We start from the raw sequence: 21,169 nt of genomic DNA on the forward strand, positions 1-21,169 counted from the left end.
GCCAACGAAATTTAACAACTTATTACAATGAATATAAAAACCATTAAAAAAGTTTTCTTCTATATGTTGCTATTAACCTCATTAAATATGGTTAGTCAGGAGCTGGGGAAAGTGACTGGAAAAGTTTCCTTAAGTGGAAACGTCCCTGCAGAAAATATTGCAGTTGCTCTTAAAGGAACTAAATATACTGCCGTTACCAATTCGAACGGACAATATGAAATTAAGAATGTAAAACCAGGCAGTTACGTAATTAGCATTCGTGCTGTCGGAATTCAGCCAGTTGAAGACAATATTGTAGTGAAATCGAAACAAACTACAAATAAAAGCTTCTCACTTTCTGAAAGCCAGGAAGATCTCGATGAAGTTGTTATTACAAAAAATAAATACAAGCAAGACAAACCTTCTTTGTCATTGCGTCTTCAAACTCCCGTTTTAGAGATTCCTCAAAACATACAAATTATTAGTGGTCAGACTTTAAAAGACCAACAAATTACGAGTATGAGTGATGGTGTTATTCGTAATGTGAGTGGTGCTGTACGTTTAGAGCACTGGGGTGATTTGTATACTAATATTACAATGCGTGGTTCTCAAATTCAGGCTTTCCGTAACGGATTTAATGTAGTTTCTTCTTTCTGGGGACCCTTAACGGAAGACATGAGTTTTGTAGACCATATTGAATTTGTAAAAGGACCGGCAGGATTCATGCTTTCAAGCGGAGATCCAAGCGGACTTTATAATGTGGTGACGAAAAAACCAACCGGAATTACAAAAGGGGAAGTTTCTGTACTTGGTGGAAGTTATGACTTTTACAGGGTTAGTATTGATCTTGACGGTAAATTGGATAAAAAAGGAAAATTACTATACAGATTCAATGGAGCAGCACAAAATAAAGGTTCTCACCGTGATTATGAGCATAATAACCGTTATGTAATCGCACCGGTAATTTCATATCAATTTGATGATAAAACAAAAATTACAGCTGAATATAATTTTCAGTATGCAAATATGACTGAGGTAGGTTCTTATTATGTATTTGGACCTGAATCAGGTGGATACGGAACATTACCTGTCGGATTTACAATGACACAACCAGGTTTGCCAGATACGAACATACAAGATCATAGTGGCTATTTAATGTTCGAGCATAAGTTTGATGACAATTGGAAATTAACTGCTCAAACTTCTTATTTTAAATACATTCAACAAGGATATAGTTCTTGGCCAGGTGTTGTTGGTCCAGGTCCTGTAGATAGAGATTTTGATGGTGTGCCGGAAGGAACGCTTGCAGCTGGTGAAATTATAAGAAATGTAGGTATCTGGGATGCAGAAAGTAATATGTATTTAGGACAAGTTTTTGTAAACGGAAAATTCAATACTGGAGCGGTTAGCCACAAAATTTTGGGTGGTGTCGATTTAGGAAGCAAGGATTATGCAGCAGATTGGGGACAATCACACGATCTTGATACTGTTGATAGCCCATTCAATGTTAACAGCCCAAATTATGGTCCACCGTCTAATGGTTTCCCTGCTTTTGATCATACAACGCCACTTTCAATCAGAGCTAAAAATGCCGGAGGCTTGATGAGTTCAGAATATGCTGCAGGATATATTCAGGATGAACTTGGTTTCTTCCAAAATAAATTAAGATTAACACTTGCAGCAAGATATACATGGATTAGTCAGGCAAGCTGGGGTGGAGCTCCAATAGCAGACAACCATATTACGCCACGTGTTGGAATTAGTTATTCTGTAACTGAAAGTTTGGCAGTTTACGGATTATACGACCAGGCTTTTACACCTCAATCAGGAATTATTAAAAGCGGAGAAAGTGTAAAACCATTAACAGGTAACAATGTTGAAATTGGTATCAAAAAAGACTGGTTCGACGGTTCATGGAGCACTACTTTAGCGGCATATAGTATCTTAAAGAAAAACGAACTTACTTCAGATCCTGCTAATACACCAGGTGAACAATACAGTGTAGTTTTAGGAGAGAAAAGAGCACAGGGAATTGAGTTTGATTTAAGAGGAAAATTATTCGACGGACTTAATTTAATTGCGAATTATGCTTTTACAGAGTCTATCGTAAATAAAGTGGATCCGGCAGTTTCTGCAGCAACAGGAATTATGGTTGGAGATATTGTACCGGGTTATGCAAAACATGTAGCAAATGCATGGTTAAATTACACGGTTCAAAGTGGTAAAATTAAAGGATTTGGAGTGTCTCTTGGAGGAACTTTCCAAGACGGACGTCAAACAGATACATGGAGTGAAGGACTTCAAAAATTACCATCTTACTTTAAATTAGACGGAGGTTTATCTTACGAAACAGGAAAAGTAAAAGTTACAGCGAATGTTTTCAATATTTTGGATAAATACCTTTACAGTGGTTCTTATTATGAGTGGCTTTCTGCTTATTACTGGCAGACGGAAGCACCAAGAAACTTTAGAGTTGGGGTAACTTATAAATTCTAATTTTTAGAAAAAAAGATTAAATAAAAAAATATCCGCCAATTGGCGGATATTTTTTTATTTAATAGGTTCAAAGGGGCAGAGTGACAAAGGTTCAAAGGGTTTAGAGTCTTGTTTTTAGTTTCTAAAATCCTTTTAATCAGTGCAATCTGTGCCAAAAAAATTAACCTTTTTTAATTAGTGGAATCACTTTTGTACCGATGAGTTCTATCGCATTCATTAATTGTTTGTGTGTTAATCCCGCATTATCCATTTGGAAAGTAAATCGGTCTACGCCGCCAAGGGATTCGCTGTGTCTTAATAGTTTTTCAACTACACGTTCCGGACTTCCCACAATTAAAACACCATCGTCATCAATAAGTCCGTCAAATTTGGCTTTGGTAACCGGCGGCCATCCACGCTCTAATCCTAATTTTGTCCAAAGTTCGGCATAACCAGGGTAGTATTCGTCTATGGCTTTTTCAGTAGTTGTTCCAACAAAACCTGGTGAATGTATTCCAACTTTTAACTCTTCGGGTTTATAACCTGATGCTTTTCCTGCTTCACGGTATAAATCGATTAAAGGGCGAAAACGGTGTGTCTGTCCTCCAATGATAGCCACCATTAATGGCAAACCTAATGATCCAGCTCTTACAAAAGATTCAGGAGTTCCTCCAACACCCAGCCAAACAGGTAATTTTTCCTGCAATGTTCTCGGATAAATTGGTAGATTATTTATGGCAGGGCGAAATTTTCCTGACCAGGTTACAAATTCATTGTCCCGAATTTGTAGAAATAATTCTAACTTTTCTTTAAAAAGCGCATCGTAGTCATTTAGATTAAATCCGAAAAGGGGATAAGCTTCAATAGAAGAGCCGCGGCCCACTACAATTTCGGCGCGACCTTTTGAAATCAAATCCAAAGTAGCAAAACTTTGGTATACTCTTACAGGATCGGCAGCACTAAGCACTGAAACAGCACTAGCCAGTCGGATATTTTTTGTTCTCGCGGCGGCAGCACTTAAGATTACAACGGTAGCCGAATCTAAAAACTCTTTTTTATGGTGTTCTCCAATTCCAAAAACGTCAAGACCAACCTGATCTGCCAGTTCGATTCTTTGAAGTAATTGTTCCATTGCATCAACACTACTTAAATTGTTGCTGCCATACATTGCCGAAGCAAAACTGTCTATTCCTATTTCCATAATTTTAGGTTTTTGCCACGAAGGCACGAAGTCACAAAGTTTTTTTGCTTTAGGCATCAGGCAATATGCTTTAAGCTTTTTGGAAAGCCTATAGCTTAAAGCTTATAGCCTACATCCTAATTAATGAGAGAACCCAAATGAAACACTGATCAAAATAATCAGAATTACAATCAGCGTAATAACAACATAAAGATAATCTTTCTCCAGAAGGAAAGAAAATAAAGAAAGCAAAACACGAAATACAGGCGTCAGAAAAAGTAAAATGATTCCGAAGAAGATCAGCGATTCTCCTTTTCCCTGAATAACTCCATTGTAAATATCTCCAATTACTTCAAAGATGTTTCTGTCATTTTCATGAAATACCGAGTAATTTTCGATATCTGTAGAATGTCCCATCAAATAAACAATTCCGCCAATAAAGGCGACTGATAAGGAAGTCCAAACGCCGTAACGCAATAAATTACCTACGATGTTTTGAAAATCTTTTTCTCCAAATTTTTCTTGCTGCATACTGTTAGATTTTTCCACTTAGTCCGTTATAAATCATATTTACTGCCAAAACAAAAATCAGGCAGGCAAAAAATATTCTGAGTTTTTTAGGGTTTGTTTTTACTAAAACTTTAGCTCCGGCCATAGCACCGAATAAAACACCAATAACTACCGGCATACAAATTCCGGGTTCGATATAACCTTTCTGAATATAAATGACAGAACTCGCCATCGCTGTAACACCCATCATGAAATTACTGGTTGTAGTCGAAACCTTAAATGGGATTCGCATAATGTTATCCATCGCAATTACCTTAAAAGCCCCGGAACCAATTCCGAGTAATCCCGACATCATTCCGGCAATTCCCATCATACTGAAACCGCCAATTACATTTTTGGTTCCATAACTAATAACTTCGCCATCATGTGACGGATAAGTACCTTGTAATCTTAGTTTTTTTGCTAACGGACTTGATTCTAAAACAATATGTTCTTCTTTTTTTCGAAGGGAATTAATAGCTGAAAATATTAAAGTCATCCCAAATAAAACGGCGATGAAAGAAGTAGGAGCAATAGTGGAAAGGAGAGCCCCGCAAACAGCACCTATTGTGGTGGCGATTTCAAGAAAAATTCCCAAACGCATATTGGTAATTCCTTCCCGAACGTAAGCTGCTGCAGAACCAGATGAAGTTGCAATTACAGAAACCAAAGCGGCACCAATAGCATAATGAATATCAACTCCCAAAATGACAGTTAAAAGCGGAATAATAATGATACCACCCCCCAATCCTGATAATGAACCAATAAAACCTGCTAAAAAAGCGCCAAGAATCATAATCAGGGTAAACGTAAGTACTGTCATGCGGATCAATTTTGTTTTTGCTAATTTACGAATAGAAATTTGGTGAGAGAATTTTTAGGTGCTTAAAAAGTCCTTAAAAAAGCGAAAACGTTTTATTTTTTTTTAATAATTTAGGGAGAATAAAAGGGTATTAAACTTTCATTAACAGCAACAAAAAAAATTATCGGCTACATTTGTATGGATAATTCAGAAACAAATAATTCTATTGTATGTTAAAAATTCAGACATTTAGTATTTCCGCCTTTTTATTTGTGGCTATTTCATCTTCGGCATATAGCCAAAATGTTAAGCTGCTCAATATCGACCAGCTTAACGAAAGAGTAAAAAATGGCAAAGACAGTACTTATGTGGTCAACTTTTGGGCTACCTGGTGTGCACCGTGCATTAAGGAATTGCCTCATTTTGAAAAACTTCAGGCCGATTATAAATCGGATAAGGTGAAAGTATTGTTGGTGAGCGTTGATTTTAAATCAAAGTTGACTTCAGCTGTTGTACCGTTTGTTAAAAGAAAGAATTTAAAAAATGAAGTTTTTCTATTGAATGAAAGCAGTCCGCAGGAATATATTGATCGTATAGATTCTTCATGGTCTGGAAGTATTCCGGCAACTCTTTTTATCAAAGGCGATAAGCGAAAGTTTATGGAAAACGAATTTACCTATGAGCAATTAATAACTGAATATAAAAAACTATAAATCATGAAAAAGATAATCCTTTTAGTTATGCTGGCATTTTCTGCCTTTCTTACGCAGGCACAAAATGCAACCCTTAAAGCTGGAGATACTGCACCGGACTTTAAATTGAAAAATGTTGATGGCAAAGAAGTTTCGTTTGCCAGTTTTCCAAAAGCAAAAGGATATATTGTAGTTTTTACCTGCAATAAATGTCCGTACGCGATAGGTTATGAGCAAAGAATAATTGATCTGGATAATAAGTTCAGACCGCAAGGTTATCCGGTGATTGCCATCAATCCTAATGATCCGGAAGCTTCTAAAGCAGATACTTTCGAAAAAATGCAGGAACTGGCTAAAAGCAAAAAATATCCTTTCCCTTATTTATTTGATGCAGGCCAAAAGGTAACGGATCAATACGGAGCAAAACGTACGCCGCATCTTTTTATAGTATCAAAAACGGCTAAAGGAAATGTAGTGGAATATGTTGGAGCAATCGACAATGATCCGGAAGGAAACAATCCACAAAAAACGAAATATGTAGAGGATGTGATTGCATCATTAAGAAGCAATCAAAAACCAGCGATTACTCAGACAAAAGAAATTGGCTGTACGGTTAAAAGAAAAGCAAAGACTTAATTTGTCTTTCATTTATATACAAAAAACGCTTCAGATTTCTGAAGCGTTTTATATTTCATAGCATTTCTTACGTATTGTTTGTCATTCCTGGAATGACAATAGTACGTTACAAACTCTTTAATTTCTTCATAAACACAGGAAAAACCTCGTTTAATTCGTCAAATAAAGGATTTTTACGATGCTTCAATTTCATCTCCCCAAACAATTTCAATCCCAATGCAAATTGTATTGCTTCAGATTCATTGTCGAATAAGTTTTTAGCCTTTATTCTTTCGATGATATCAAATATTTCATCGTGATTGCTAAATTCTATTCCGAGTTCTTTTGCAGGCTGTGTTTCGCCATTTGCATATTCTTTTAAACTTAATGTTAAGTAATATTTGTTTGATCTTTTTTCCATTTTATTAGAAGCTAAATTATTTTATCCATTTGTCAACGATTACTTTAAAAGTCTCTTTGTATTGTTCGCCGACGGTAATTTCTGTTTTATTAATGAAGATTGAATTCTTACTGATCGCGCTTATTTTTTCAAGGGAAACGATAAAAGAACGGTTCATTCGCATGAATTTTGAAGAGGGTAGTTTTTCTTCCAACGCTTTTAATGAAATTAGCGACATCAAAGCTTTATCTGAATTTTCAAGATGCACTTTGACATAATCTTTTAAACTTTCGATATATAAAATGTCTTTTAAATTCACTTTCACCCATTGATATTCTACTTTCAAAAAGATAAAATCATCTTCAGCATTGGCTTGCGGATTTTCATTTGAAGTTTCTTGTGCTAACTGCAATACCTTGTTTGCAGCACGTAAAAACTCTTCATAGCTGAAAGGTTTTAAAAGATAATCAACAGCATTCACTCTATAACCTTCGATAGCATAATGATTGTAAGCCGTCGTAAAAACAATTTTTGGCAATGATCCCGGCTGTTCCTGTAAAAGGCGTGCCAATTCCATTCCGGTTAAATTGGGCATATTAATATCTAAGAAGACTAAATCAGGCTGTTTTTCCCTGATTACACCCATGGCTTCAACGGCATTGTCACAACTGGAAATTAATTCCAGAAAAGGCGTCTGCTCGATAAAAGTTTCGACCAATTTTAACGCCAGAGGCTCATCATCAACTGCTATACATTTTAATGTTGTCATTAGTCTAAAGTTATTTGCAGTTTTACGTTATACATTCCGTTTTCGGCAATTCCAGCTTTCAGGGAATGTTTGTTTGGATAAATTAAATGAAGTCTTCGTTTTGTATTGGTTAGCCCGATACCGCCTTCATTTGTTGTAGAAGATTTCTCGAAATAAGTGTTTTCTACTTCAAAAGTAAGATCACTTCCATTTTGCACAAGTGAAATATGTATTTCGCTTTTATCTGTGGCGTGAACACCATGTTTAAAAGCATTTTCTACCAAAGGTAACAACAACATGGGAACAATTGGATAGTCGTGTATTTTTTCAGGAATGTTTGTGGTAATCGTTAGTTTGCTATTGGCACGAAGTTTCATCAGGGCAATAAAATCCTTCATAAAATCGGCTTCTTTTAGTAATGTGGTTCTTTCTTCTGTACTGTAAAGCAAGTAGCGCATCATTCGGCTTAAAGTGTGCAGAGCATTTCTGGAATCTTCAATGTCTGTGTAGGTAAGCGAATAAATACTGTTAAGCGAATTGAAAAAAAAGTGTGGATTAATCTGGGCTTTCAGCATTGCCAGTTCGGCCATGGTTTTATCCTGTTCTAATTTTTGTTTGTGCTGTGCAGCTTTTTGCCAATGCTGCAACATGGCAAAACTGGTACTGATTCCTAAAACCAATAAGGTTAAACTGAAAACATAATTATCAAAATAATCATTTCTATATTTTTTAAAGCCTAAAAGAGCTGCCAGTTGATCACGCAGATCGGTATTGTAATTATATAAATAAGAGACAAGCTGCAGGGCAAAAACGATCCAGAGCGCCCACAGTAAAAACGGTGTTACGTTATCTTTTATGATTGTTTTTGGAACTATAATCAAGGCATTATAATAGAAAATAACGATCAGGAGAAATAAGACAAGAGATTGCCAAAACCAAAAAATGCCAGGAAGATTAATATTCCAGGTAAGCGGTATGTAAAACAGCTGAATGTATCCTAACAATATCCAGGTCAGGATATGTATTACGGGGAACATATAAGGTTTAAAAAAATTAAATGTCATTATACTTTCTGATTTTAAGGACAATATTACTTTTTATTGCAATATAACAGAAAACCAATCGCTCAAAATGGAATCACAATCCATAAAAACCATTTTACAGCCGACGAGCCTTTATCAAAATTACGGTTTTTTACTCAAACAACTTTTATCGGTTCTCACTCTATATTTATCGATTGTATCTGGCGCTTCGTCTATTGGGAAAATTTTGTGTGAATAGTTTTAGTTCTTTTGTATCTTAGTAAATAGACAATCTCATATTTCATCAAAATGAATAAGCAATCTTTTTTAAGCATTCTTGCTGCTTCAGTTATCATCGCTTCTTGCGGAAATAAAAATGATAAATCAGCTCAGGCTGGCGGTGCGCCAGAAATTAAGGAATATAAAACGTTAACTTTAGAGCCTAAAACAGCGACATTATATGCTGATTTCCCGGCAACTATCCAAGGACAACAAAATATAGAAATCCGCCCTAGGGTTGAAGGGTACATCGACAAAATTTTTGTTGATGAAGGTGCTGTTGTAAAAACAGGACAGCCTTTATTCAAAATAAGTGCTCCCGAATACGAGCAGGAAGTTAGAACGGCTTCGGCAAGTATTAAAAGCGCGCAGGCTTCTGTAAGTGCTGCGAGACTGGCTGTTAATAAAGTAAAACCTTTGGTTGAAAAAGGAATTATCAGTAAATACGATTTAGAATCGGCACAATACAATTACGAATCGGCTATGGCTACTTTAGCACAGGCAAATGCCGCTTTGGTAAATGCTAAAACCAATTTAGGGTATACAACCGTAACAAGTCCGGTTAATGGAGTGGTTGGTTCTATTCCGTTTCGTTTAGGAAGTTTGGTAAGTTCAAACACAGCTGATCCTTTAACGACAGTTTCAAGCATTGGTAATGTTTACGCGTATTTTGCTTTAAATGAAAAAAAGCTTTTGGATTTTACTCAAAGTACAGCATCTCCAGGAACTACGCTGGCTCAAAAAATAAAAAATATGCCTGAGGTTTCGTTACTTCTTTCAGACGGTACAACGTATCCGGAGAAAGGAAGAGTTGAAACCGTAAATGGATTAATCAATACGGAAACAGGTTCGGTTACTTTTAGAGCGCGTTTCGGAAATCCAAAAAGCATCATCAGAAGCGGAAGTAGTACTACAGTTAGAATTCCAAATGAAGTTGTAGAAAAAATAATAATTCCGCAAAGTGCAACCTTCGAACTTCAGGATAAGATTTTTGCGGTTACAGTTGGAAAAGATGGAAAAACTAAAAACGTCAATATTACAGTTTTAGAAAATACAGCAGGTAATTATTATGTGGTTACAAGTGGTTTAAAAACAGGAGATGAAATTGTATTAGAAGGAGTTGCTTCTTTAAAAGACGGAAGCCAAATTAAACCTCAAAATCAGAATCCAGAAACGGTATACGCCGACTTAAAATAAAATAAAAATGTTTAAAATATTCATACAAAGACCAGTACTTTCTACAGTAATATCGGTCATCATCGTAATTCTGGGTGTTTTAGGCCTTGTTGAGCTGCCTATTTCTCAATACCCTGATATCGCTCCGCCAACCGTAAACGTTTCAGCCAGTTATACGGGTGCGAATGCGGATGTGGTATTAAAAAGTATCGTAATTCCGTTGGAAGAACAAATTAATGGTGTAGAGAACATGACTTACATGACCTCTTCAGCAACAAACGACGGAAATGCGTCTATCAAAATTTTCTTTAAAGTTGGGACAAATCCTGATTTAGCAGCGGTAAACGTGCAAAACAGGGTTTCGAGAGCTACGAGTTTATTACCGGTAGAGGTAACTCAGGCAGGGGTAACAGTAACAAAGAGTCAGAGTAGTAACTTGTTGATATTCTCTTTGTATAGCGACGATAAAGCATACGATCAGACTTTCCTTCAAAACTATGCTAAGATTAACCTTGTTCCTCAAATTCAGCGTGTCGTTGGAGTAGGAGATGTAACGGTTTTTGGTGCAAAAGATTATTCTATGAGAATCTGGTTAAGACCGGATATCATGCAACAATATAAATTGATTCCGAGTGATATTTCGGCTGCTTTGGCAGAACAGAATATCGAAGCTGCTCCAGGTAAATTTGGTGAAAATGGCGATCAGGCTTTTCAATATGTAATTAAATACAAAGGACGTTTAACCAGCCAAAAGGAATTTGGTGAAATCATCATCAAATCTGTTGGTAACGGACAAATGTTACGATTAAAAGATGTTGCCAAAGTAGAATTAGGATCGCTAAGTTATTCTTCAACGATTAAAACAAACGGTGTAGAATCTGCGGCGATGGCCATTAGCCAGACTCCGGGATCAAATGCTCGTGACGTAATCAACAATTCTAAAAAACTGATTGAAGAAGCGGCTAAAAACTTCCCGAAAGGAGTAAAATATACCATACTTGTTGACGTTAATGAAAATTTAGATGCTTCTATCGAAAAGGTAATTCACACTTTAATTGAAGCTTTTATATTGGTTTTTATCGTTGTATTTATCTTCCTACAGGATTTTAGATCGACATTAATTCCGGCGATTGCGGTTCCGGTTGCTATTGTAGGAACGTTTTTCTTCCTGAGTTTATTCGGATTTACGATTAACTTATTGACACTTTTTGCGATGGTACTTGCGATTGGTATTGTGGTCGATGATGCGATTGTCGTCGTCGAGGCCGTGCACGCCAAATTGGATCACGGATATAAATCGTCTAAAAAAGCAACGATTGATGCGATGGATGAAATTTCCGGAGCGATCATTTCGATTACGCTTGTAATGGCCGCGGTATTTATTCCGGTAACGTTCATTAACGGATCTACAGGGGTTTTCTACAAACAATTTGGTATTACATTAGCGGTTGCGATTATCCTTTCTGCTATTAATGCATTGACATTGAGTCCGGCATTGTGTGCTTTGCTTTTAAAACCACATGCTGACGATCATAAACATAAAAGTTTTATTCAAAGATTTTATACCTCGTTTAACGTTGCATTTGATAATGTAACAAACAGATACAAACGTTCGGTTAGTTTCCTTTCTGTTAAAAAATGGATTGTATTGGCCTCTATTCTTATTGCCAGTGCCGCATTATTTTATATGATGAAAACTACTCCATCTGCTTTCGTTCCTTCGGAAGATCAGGGAACTGTTTTTGCCAATATTAGTTTACCGCCATCGGCTTCTATGGAGCGTTCTGATGTAATAGCGAAACGAGTTGACAGTATTGCCAAAACGATTCCGGGAGTTAAAAACACGCTTCGTATTGTGGGGCAAAACTTTACAGCCGGAGCCGGTAGTGCTTACAGTATGGTTATTGTAAAATTAGTACCTTGGGATGAACGTGAGTTAAGCGTTAATGATGTAATTGGTCAGCTTTTTGCCAAAACAAGCGGAATTCGCGAAGCTAATATCTTCTTTATTTCACCACCAACGATTCAGGGATTTGGACAAAGTGGTGGATTCGAATTTCAGTTGCAGGACAAAGGAGGTCATACTACGGCGGAATTCTATAAAGTGAATACTGACTTTTTAGAAAAACTATCCAAACGTCCGGAAATACAATATGCGACAACACCATTTAATCCTGGTTTTCCACAATATATGATGGAAATTAATTTGGCTAAAGCCAAAGATGCAGGAGTTGCCGTAAACTCGATTTTGTCGACGATGCAAGGTTATTATGGTGGATTGTATGCTTCGAATTTCAATAAATTCGGAAAACAATATCGTGTTATGATACAGGCTTCTCCGGAATTCCGTACCAATACAGAAGGATTAAATAAAATTTTTGTTCGTAACAATGCGGGAACAATGGCTCCGATTACAGAGTTTGTAAAAATGACCAGAGTTTTTGGACCGGAATCGATTTCAAGATTTAACTTATTTACTTCTATTTCGATTACAGGAGCACCAAACCCGGGCTTTAGTTCAGGAGATGCTATTAAGGCAATTCAGGAAGTGGCTGCTGAAAATTTACCAGCAGGTTATGGTTATGAATTCTCAGGTTTAACACGTGAAGAATTAGCTTCAGGAAGTGAAACTATTTTCATTTTTATTCTTTGTCTGGTGTTTGTTTACTTTTTATTAAGTGCACAATACGAGAGTTATATATTGCCATTTGCGGTGTTGTTCTCCATTCCGTTTGGATTGGCAGGAGCTTATTTATTCTCGATTATTTTCAAATTAAACAGTAATATTTATTTGCAGATTTCCTTAATCATGTTGATTGGATTGCTGGCGAAGAATGGTATTTTGATTGTCGAATTTGCATTAGACCGAAGACGAAAAGGATTGCCAATCGTTCAGGCAGCAATTGAAGGAGCCGTAGCTCGTTTACGACCAATTTTGATGACTTCTTTCGCTTTTATTCTTGGACTTGTTCCTTTAATGTTTGCTACCGGAGCGGGAGCTGTCGGAAATAAATCGATCGGAACCGGAGCGGTTGGAGGTATGTTAATTGGAACCATTTTGGGAGTATTTGTTATTCCGGTATTGTTTATCATTTTCCAGACTTTACAGGAAAAAGTAAGTGGTCCTGCTAAAGACGGTTATGATGATGACGATGATGATGATGAAGAAGTGCAATTGATCGAAGCTCATAAAGAGTAAATAATTTAATTCAAAAGAAATGACTCATAGTTCAAATAAATATATTGTACTGGTATTGACAGCCGCACTTTTAAGTGCGTGCTCGATTACCAAAAAGTACGAACGTCCGGAAACTATTTCGACAGATAAATTGTATCGTGATCAGGCTTCCGCCGATTCGACTACGATTGCGAATATGCCCTGGCAAACTGTTTTTAAAGATGAAAAACTGAATGCGCTAATTCAAAAAGGATTAGATCAGAATTTAAATCTGAAAAATGCGATTGAAAATATTGTACAGGCTAATGCTTCTTTAGTTCAAAGTAAATTAGCTTATTATCCAACGCTGAATGTAGATGCTAATGTAACTCGTAATAAACAGTCACAAGCGGGATTAAATTTCCCTGCTGGAATAAACATCAACACGTTGACTACAACTTATAAATTAGGTTTGAGTACATCTTGGGAAGCGGATATCTGGGGAAAATTGAGCAGTTCTAAAAGAGCAGCTTTGGCCACTTATTTAAGTACTGATGCTGCAAGACAAGCGGTTCAAACCCAACTGATAGCTGATATTGCCAACAATTATTTTTTATTATTGGCTTATGATAAACAATTGGAAATCACAGAGGAAACCTTAGAAAGCCGAATCAAAAATGTGCAAACCATAAAAGATCTAAAAGAAGGTGCGATAGTTACCGGCGCAGCGGTTGTACAAAGTGAAGCCAACCAACACGCAGCAGAAGTATTGATTCCAGACTTAAAACGCAATATTCGTGAAGTAGAAAATGCAATTCATATTTTATTAGGAGAAGCTCCGGGGCCAATTGACAGAGGTGTTTTAGGAACTCAAAATATACCTGAGAATCTGGCGACTGGTTTGCCTTCTCAATTATTAGAAAATCGCCCTGATGTTCGTCAGGCGGAATTTAATTTGAGAACGGCTTTTGAAATGACAAATATGGCCAAAACTTATTTTTACCCAAGTTTGACATTAACAGCGAGTGGCGGATTTTCGAATCTGCAATTGACAGACTTTTTTACCAATTCAGTCTTCTATTCGTTAATTGGCGGATTGACACAGCCTTTATTTAATCAGGGAATTAATAAAATGAGACTGACAACAGCGCAGTCACAACAAGTACAGGCTTATAATAATTTCCAACAAAGTCTTTTGGTTGCCGGACAGGAAGTTTCGAATGCTTTGTACGCTTATCAAATGGCGGCTGACAAAGAAGATTCAAGAGAAAAACAAATTGAAGCCTTAGAAAAAGCAGTTGATTATACACAACAGCTTTTAGAATACAGTTCGGCTACAAACTATACAGATGTATTGACATCACAGCAAAATCTTTTAGCGGCACAATTGAGTGGCGTTAACGATAATTTGCAAAAATTACAAGCGGTGGTTGATTTGTACCGCGCTTTAGGCGGAGGCTGGAAATAAGTTCTTTATACCGAAAAGCAGTATTGGTCGATAAAATTGGCTGATCGGTATAAAGAATTATGCTGAAGTTGAAGTTGTTATTATTTTTGGAAAGTAATAATAAAAGTCAAAGAAAAAGATCTGAAGTTCCACACAACGATCTCTATTATTAAAAACATGACTAATGAAGAGCGCCTCAATTTTGAGGCGTTTTTTTATACCTCTACATCGGTTAAAAAGTGCTCTCCGTCGATTGGTTTGGTGGTTCTGTATAATGGATGCGATAAACGAAATTATTGGCATTACTTTCGATTACTATTAAATGAAATTAAATTTTAAAACAAAAACGATGAAAAAATTAGTATTCGCCTTAGTGCTATTTATGAGTATATCTTTTGCTCAGGCACAAGTTTCAATTAATGTAAATATTGGAACTCCTCCAAGCTGGGGACCGGAAGGAAATGACGACAGCAGATATTATTATTTACCTGATATTGATATTTATTATGATGTTGCCCAAAGGCAGTATATTTATGATAATAACGGTAGATGGACCCGTGATAAAAGACTTCCTTCACAGTACAGAAATTATGATTTGTATAAAGGCTATAAAGTGGTCTTAAACGATTATAAAGGAAATACTCCTTATTCGTATCACAAGAAACACAGAGAAAGTTATCCAAAAGGATATCATGGAAAACCGCAAAAAAGCAGAGGCAATAAACCGGAGAAAAACAAATCAGATCACAAAGAGAAACATGAAAACCCTAAAAATTCAAAAGGGAATTCTAATAATGATAAGAAACATTCTCACGATGATCACCATTAATTAAAATAGTAGTAATGAAAAACGCCTCAATTGTTGAGGCGTTTTTTATAATTTGGATTATCAGTTTTTAACTCGAAAAAGTCAATCCTTTAGCTTTAAAACTACTAAAAAGAACCTGACGGGCAGAGCTTACGGTTTCTTCAGTACGATAAATACTGCACCAGAATTTTACCAGAACTTTATATTTTCCATCAGAAATAGCATTATAGAAAATTTGCGGTGTTTTGGTTGTATTTACCAAAGACAAACTTTCCAGCGCCTCTATGATCGTTGCATTGATATCGTCTGGAGTAGTGTCGCCACTAATGTCTATTGAAACTTCAACTAATTTAAAATTGTCTGTATACGTCCAGTTGGTGATGTTTTGAGACAATAAATTTCCATTCGGGATAATGATTTCGGCACCGTTTGGCGCATTGATTTTAGTGGTACGCAATCCCATCGATTTCACTCGGCCGGATTCAGAACTGATTTCAATAACATCCCCAATCTGAATCGGTTTATCAAAAATTAAGATAATACCCGAAACGAAATTATTAACCACATTCTGAAGTCCAAGTCCAACACCGACACCTAAAGCTCCTAAAAGAATACTCAGTTTATCCAAAGGCATTCCGGAAGCGGCAACGGCCAAAAGATACCCGCCAATCAAAACAATTAGTCTCGTAATGAGTAATTTAGAATGTTGCCTTTTGTTGACATTTTCTTCGTTTTCATCATCAATTTCGCCAAAGAAATAGGCAACATATTTTTGAAGTAAATGGGCAATCCAAATGATGATAAAAAACAAAACAATGTTTCCTAACGTAAAAGTTATGCTTCCAATATTGTTTGGACGGCTTAGTAACTCTCCTAAAGAAGTTCGAAGGGATTGCCAAATATTTAAATTCGAGGCAATTACCACCACCCACATATAGCCAATTACCAAAACGAAAGGCTTTTTGAGTGTATTGGATAAACTTTCGTGATCAAAAATCTTTTCAATTCCACGTTTTACCCTGGTCGTATATATCTGTAGAAGAATGATTTCTAAGATTATTTTCAATAGCACACTAAGTGCTACTATCTGCGTAAGCGAAATAAAAGCAGTGAGGCTAAGCATATTCGAAAGTGAAACTCTTCCGAAAAGATTGTAAAGTATCGACAGACCATTAAACCCGATAAAAATTATACTCGCCCATTTGAAAAATCCCTGTATGTACAATTGCTCTTTGAGCGTTTTGATTTGTACCAGGCCATAGCGTATTCCTAAAACATTTATGACAATGAATGCGCAGCGTTGCAGGAATCCAACTTCAATAAAAAGATCCAGGAAACAAAGCGTGAAGAACAAACCTAGAAGAAATAGCCAATTTTTCATCGCTACTTTTGACCATTGATTCTTGAAAAGAATTGTCAAAATTCCGAGCAAAAGCATTTGAAGTAATTCTATAAACAAAGCCGGTGCAAATAAATTACTGACAACGGCAATATTAAGTCCGATTACAGCAACCGGAATAAGAAACCCTCTGTTTAAATATTTGAAATTAAATAATGAAAGGTTTTCTGAATGTCCATTTGTTTTAAGGTATTTTAAATTACGTGAAACATACCAGGCCAGAAGTCCCATAAAAAAGAGCAGTGTAATGAGTCCGCCTGTACGGTAACTCAAGTAGTAAGCAGCAACCTTTTCCTCAATTACTATTTTGGCTCCTATGTTTTGTGCCACAGTTTTTTTAGGAACCGAATCGTTAATACTCCATAAAAAAGGATATTCTTTATGCAGCATACTAATTCCAGACTTTTCAAGCTTACCTTCAACAACCAGCAATGCGTTCGAAACGGCTATTTTTCGTTGTACAGTTATTCTTTTTTTCTTGTTTAAGATTCCCTGATTTTTCGTCATCAGGCTATCTGTACTAAGATATTTTTTTCTTAGGTTGGCAAATTCTTTTTTGAACTGCTTGCGGCGGATAGTATCTTTTAAAAGCGCCATTAGATTTTTGTCTTTACGCAGCTCGATAAATCGGCCTTTAATCTTCTCCAGATTTTCATTGCGTAAATTGATAGCCTTATTCTGTTCTTCCAGCTGTTGCTGAATTTCTTCCAACACGGTTTGATACATTTGCTGGTTACGCACATTTGGATTGGCACCTTTCAGGCTTTCAAGAATAAGGTCAAGTTTGCCTTGTGTTCTTTTAATTTCTCCAAACAAATGATGAGAAGCACTATCAAAATCAGCATCATTATAAGCTGATTCCATCATTTCATTGGCCTTTTCAATAGCCATAAGATACTCACTGTCTGTGGTGGCTTCTTCAAATAATTTTGAACGGGTTTCCTTTTTGGGAGCAGTGGTTTGTGAATAGGAGAGTGGTGCGTAAAATAACGCAAGAAGTAAGGCTAATAAACAAAGAAAATTTCTTTTTTGTAACATAATTGCAATGAATTTAGGGTTTCCAAATTTAATTGTTTTTAAAACACTTTAGCAGAAAATATCGAAATATTCTGGTACAAAACAAGTAAAAGTGTTTTCAATTCTGTGTTGGATTATTTAATGTTTTTTATAATAAAATATTATATTAGTTCTCTATTTTGAGTATAATCAAAAAATCTATAAACAGCAGTAAATGGAAAATATTACAGTAATCATTATGTTACTATTTGGCGTTGCTTTTCTTAGCCTGATCAGTAAGAGATACAATTTTCCAATTCCAATTGTTTTGGTACTTTGCGGGGTTGTCATTAGTATTGTTCCCGGGCTTCCGGTTATTGCCCTGAACCCTGAAGTCGTTTTTATTATTTTTCTACCTCCGCTTTTATATCATGCCGCCTGGTATACGAGTTGGTTTGAATTCAAAAAAACGATTCGGCCAATAACGATGGCAGCTGTTGGTTTAGTTTTATTTACCACGATAGCAGTTGCTCTCGCAGCACATTGGCTTATTGAAGATATGTCCTGGCCTTTGGCTTTTTTACTAGGCGCTATTATTTCACCTCCAGATGCGGTTTCGGCTACTTCAATAACAAAAGGTCTGGGTCTTCATCCTCGTCTGATTGCGATACTCGAAGGCGAAAGTCTGCTTAATGACGCCAGTGGATTAGTAGCTTATAAATATGCATTGGCAGCAATTCTGGCTGGAAATTTTGTGCTTTGGGAGGCTGGTTTGAATTTCTTTATCATGTCAACACTTGGTATTGCCATTGGTTTAGTGGTAGGTTTTGTAATGAGCATTGTTCATAAAAAATTTGTTTGCGATGATATAATAGAAGCGACATTAACGCTCTTAACGCCTTTTGCTTCTTATTTAATTACAGAACATTTTGAATGTTCCGGTGTACTTGCCGTGGTAACAACCGGGCTTTATCTTTCGGCACGATCCGGAAGTATTTTTACACATGAAAGCCGTATTATGGCCGTAACCATCTGGAGTATTTTGACTAATATTTTAAATGGTCTTATCTTTATATTGATTGGTTTACAGCTTCGTCATATTATCATCGGAATCAGTAATTATTCTGGCAGTTCTTTGTTGCTATGGGGAGCGAGTATTAGTGCAGTTGTTATTGTAGTACGTTTTCTATGGGTAATTCCGTCAACATTGTTGCAGAAGTACTTAAGCAGTAAAAATAAACAGAAAGAAGAATTTGATTATCGAAACATGATCATTTTTGGGTGGTCGGGAATGCGAGGCGTAGTTTCGATGGCAGCCGCTTTGGCATTGCCCTTAATGATGAATGAAAAAGAGGCGTTCCCTTTGCGTAATCTTATTATTTATCTGGTTTTTTGTGTCATTCTTTCGACATTGGTCATTCAGGGATTAACACTTCCGTGGCTGATCAAAAAATTAAAAATTCACCCTTATTCAATTATAGCCGAAGAATACGAGATCAGGAATGTTATAGTTTCTGAGACAATTGCCCATATTGAAGATAACTTTTCATTGCTTAATGACGATTTACTTCATAACATTAAAAGTAAATATGAAGTGAAGTTTAATCGTTTGCAGAAAACTGAACTACCGGCTAATTTTTTTGGCAATGGTAAAGTAATGGGAGGACAGATTTTTAATGAGTTTACTAAACTTCAAATTGATCTGCTAAATATTGAGCGGGCAAAACTGGAAGTGATGCACAAACAAGGGTCAGTGAATGAAGAAATTTTTCGAAAAATAGAAAAAGAACTGGATCTTGAGGAGACCCGTTTGTGGATGGAAATGTATGAGGAGTGAGGTTAATTAGATAATTAGATAATTAGGCAATTAGATAATTAGGCAATTAGGCAATTAGATAATTAGACAATTAGATAATTGGAAGTTGGATAATTGGAATGTTGGAATGTTGGAATGTTGGAATGTTGGAATGTTGGAATGTTGGAATCTTGGAATGTTGGAATCTTGGAATTTTGGATGTTTGGAATACTGAAATGTTGAAATGTTGGAATATTGGATTTTCATCATTAGATAGTGATATTGGCTGATCGTAAAATGGAAGGTTAATTTGGAAAAATATACTTGTTGTAAAATACTTATATTTACATTTTATATATTTAATTCATGGAAGAAAATAAACACGTAACGATCTATGATATTGCAGAAAAGCTTAATCTGGCAACTTCTACAATTTCAAGGGCTTTAAAGGATCATCACTCAATAAGTGATAAGACGATCAAGAAAGTTAAAAAGGCTGCAAAAGAAATGGGATTTGTACCCAATACTCTTGCTGCAGGTTTGCGTGGAAACAAAACAAAAACAATTGGCGTACTGATACCAACAGTTACACAACCCTTTTTGTCATCACTAATTAGTGGTATCGAAATTACGGCTCAAAAATCGGATTATTCGGTAATCATTATGCAATCGCATGATTCTTATCATGATGAAGTGAATATGGCGAAATCCTTATACAGTAACCGTGTGAGTGGCGTTATTTGTTCGCTTGCGATGGAAACCAGAGATACTTCGCACTTTCATCAATTTTCAAACAATAATATTCCGTTGGTTTTTGTCGACAGGGTTCCCAAAGATTATAATACCTTCAGAGTTGTAATTGACAATTATTCAGCTGGTTATAAAGCGACTAAACATCTAATAGAACAAGGCTGTCTTCGTATTGCGCATTTAACAGCAGGTTCAGAATTCGGTAATTTATATAATGAAAGAAAAAGAGGCTATGTTGAAGCTTTAAGAGATCACAATTTACCTGTTGATGAGGAATTGATTATTGATTTGAAAGCCGTTACTTATGAAGAAGGAGTAAAGGCAAGTAATAAATTGTTTGACATAAAACCACTTCCTGACGGCGTTTTTGCTTCTGGAGATATCATTGCGGTCAGTGCGGTGCAAACAGCCAAGAAAAGAGGTATAAAAGTACCGGAAGATATTGCTATTATTGGTTTTAATAATGACCCTATTTCTCAAATTATTGATCCAAATTTATCGACTATCACGCATCCTGCTGAAAAAATGGGAAAAGCGGCTGCAGATATTATTATTAAGAATCTTAAGTCTGCGAAAAATGAAGATGTACAGGAAATTGCTTTCTTAAATACGGAAGTACTTGTACGGGAATCTTCAAGAAGAAAAGAATCTTAAGCTTTATCGGGTAAAAGTTAGTTCTTTTCAGGATTAAATATTTATCAAATAAACTACTATTGATATTATATTAAACTCCTTTCAATTTAGTTTGAAAGGAGTTTTTTTATGCTTAATAAGCAACCGATTGCCCTTTTGTCTTTTTTTGGAAAAATTTTGTGATTTAAATCCTTCTTAAAATTTTCTCTAACTTATTGAAGGGTCTGCTGGAACGTTTTCTCTTTTTGTACGAATTATTTGTATTTA

At 36.0% G+C, this 21,169-nt stretch carries 16 protein-coding genes; 9 read left to right on the forward strand and 7 right to left on the reverse strand.

The genetic code is table 11. The annotated features are described in order from the left end of the window. Window positions 1–63: 63 nt before the first annotated feature. Window positions 64–2,475, forward strand: coding sequence for a TonB-dependent receptor (locus tag IRZ99_RS02845; protein ID WP_228518995.1), 2,412 nt, complete (start codon window positions 64–66; stop codon window positions 2,473–2,475). Between the two features lie 160 nt (window positions 2,476–2,635). On the opposite strand, the gene IRZ99_RS02850 is transcribed toward IRZ99_RS02845, so the two are convergent. The 3 genes from IRZ99_RS02850 to IRZ99_RS02860 form a co-directional block, all read right to left on the reverse strand. Then, the gene (locus IRZ99_RS02850; RefSeq protein WP_194655825.1) at window positions 2,636–3,655 is read right to left on the reverse strand and encodes an LLM class flavin-dependent oxidoreductase; all 1,020 of its coding nucleotides are present in this window, start codon (window positions 3,653–3,655) and stop codon (window positions 2,636–2,638) included. Between the two features lie 120 nt (window positions 3,656–3,775). Then, window positions 3,776–4,165, reverse strand: a complete 390-nt coding sequence (locus IRZ99_RS02855; protein ID WP_194655826.1) for a DUF1634 domain-containing protein — start codon at window positions 4,163–4,165, stop codon at window positions 3,776–3,778. A gap of 4 nt (window positions 4,166–4,169) precedes the next feature. Continuing rightward, a complete protein-coding gene (locus IRZ99_RS02860; RefSeq protein ID WP_194655827.1) occupies window positions 4,170–5,006 on the reverse strand; it encodes a sulfite exporter TauE/SafE family protein in 837 nt (278 codons plus the stop codon). A 209-nt stretch (window positions 5,007–5,215) separates the two neighbouring features. Here IRZ99_RS02860 and IRZ99_RS02865 point away from each other — a divergent pair, with 209 nt between their 5' ends. Next, window positions 5,216–5,698, forward strand: coding sequence for a TlpA disulfide reductase family protein (locus tag IRZ99_RS02865; protein ID WP_194655828.1), 483 nt, complete (start codon window positions 5,216–5,218; stop codon window positions 5,696–5,698). Window positions 5,699–5,701: 3 nt separating this feature from the next. Next, entirely contained in the window at window positions 5,702–6,313 is a 612-nt protein-coding gene (locus tag IRZ99_RS02870; protein WP_194655829.1) for a thioredoxin family protein, read from the forward strand. Window positions 6,314–6,419: 106 nt separating this feature from the next. On the opposite strand, the gene IRZ99_RS02875 is transcribed toward IRZ99_RS02870, so the two are convergent. From IRZ99_RS02875 to IRZ99_RS02885, 3 genes are read right to left on the reverse strand one after another with little or no spacing between them, the layout of a single operon-like run. After that, on the reverse strand, window positions 6,420–6,713 hold the full coding sequence (locus tag IRZ99_RS02875) for a DUF3861 domain-containing protein (RefSeq protein WP_194655830.1): 294 nt from the start codon (window positions 6,711–6,713) through the stop codon (window positions 6,420–6,422). Between the two features lie 16 nt (window positions 6,714–6,729). Further along, complete coding sequence (locus tag IRZ99_RS02880) at window positions 6,730–7,461, reverse strand: LytTR family DNA-binding domain-containing protein (RefSeq protein ID WP_194655831.1); 732 nt, start codon at window positions 7,459–7,461, stop codon at window positions 6,730–6,732. After that, window positions 7,461–8,504 carry a sensor histidine kinase gene (locus IRZ99_RS02885; protein WP_072970997.1) on the reverse strand — a complete coding sequence of 348 codons (1,044 nt, stop codon included), beginning with the start codon at window positions 8,502–8,504 and terminating at the stop codon, window positions 7,461–7,463. The genes IRZ99_RS02880 and IRZ99_RS02885 overlap by 1 nt, the downstream gene beginning before the upstream one ends. A gap of 267 nt (window positions 8,505–8,771) precedes the next feature. Here IRZ99_RS02885 and IRZ99_RS02890 point away from each other — a divergent pair, with 267 nt between their 5' ends. The 4 genes from IRZ99_RS02890 (at window position 8,772) to IRZ99_RS02905 (ending at window position 15,350) form a co-directional block, all read left to right on the forward strand. Further along, window positions 8,772–9,938, forward strand: coding sequence for an efflux RND transporter periplasmic adaptor subunit (locus tag IRZ99_RS02890; protein WP_194655832.1), 1,167 nt, complete (start codon window positions 8,772–8,774; stop codon window positions 9,936–9,938). 7 nt (window positions 9,939–9,945) lie between these two features. After that, complete coding sequence (locus tag IRZ99_RS02895; RefSeq protein ID WP_194655833.1) at window positions 9,946–13,116, forward strand: efflux RND transporter permease subunit; 3,171 nt, start codon at window positions 9,946–9,948, stop codon at window positions 13,114–13,116. Between the two features lie 19 nt (window positions 13,117–13,135). Further along, window positions 13,136–14,542 (forward strand): efflux transporter outer membrane subunit, encoded by a 1,407-nt coding sequence (locus tag IRZ99_RS02900; protein WP_194655834.1) that lies wholly within the window; start codon window positions 13,136–13,138, stop codon window positions 14,540–14,542. 328 nt (window positions 14,543–14,870) lie between these two features. After that, complete coding sequence (locus tag IRZ99_RS02905) at window positions 14,871–15,350, forward strand: hypothetical protein (RefSeq protein ID WP_194655835.1); 480 nt, start codon at window positions 14,871–14,873, stop codon at window positions 15,348–15,350. Between the two features lie 67 nt (window positions 15,351–15,417). Here the strand turns inward: IRZ99_RS02905 and IRZ99_RS02910 are convergent, their stop codons facing one another. After that, complete coding sequence (locus IRZ99_RS02910) at window positions 15,418–17,766, reverse strand: mechanosensitive ion channel family protein (RefSeq protein ID WP_194655836.1); 2,349 nt, start codon at window positions 17,764–17,766, stop codon at window positions 15,418–15,420. A gap of 193 nt (window positions 17,767–17,959) precedes the next feature. Here IRZ99_RS02910 and IRZ99_RS02915 point away from each other — a divergent pair, with 193 nt between their 5' ends. Then, a complete protein-coding gene (locus IRZ99_RS02915) occupies window positions 17,960–19,561 on the forward strand; it encodes a Na+/H+ antiporter (RefSeq protein ID WP_194655837.1) in 1,602 nt (533 codons plus the stop codon). A gap of 324 nt (window positions 19,562–19,885) precedes the next feature. After that, window positions 19,886–20,923: a LacI family DNA-binding transcriptional regulator gene (locus IRZ99_RS02920; protein ID WP_194655838.1), complete on the forward strand. Its 1,038-nt coding sequence runs from the start codon at window positions 19,886–19,888 to the stop codon at window positions 20,921–20,923. Window positions 20,924–21,169 lie beyond the last annotated feature (246 nt).

The organism is Flavobacterium sp. LC2016-12 (assembly GCF_015351595.1).
Classification (GTDB): domain Bacteria; phylum Bacteroidota; class Bacteroidia; order Flavobacteriales; family Flavobacteriaceae; genus Flavobacterium.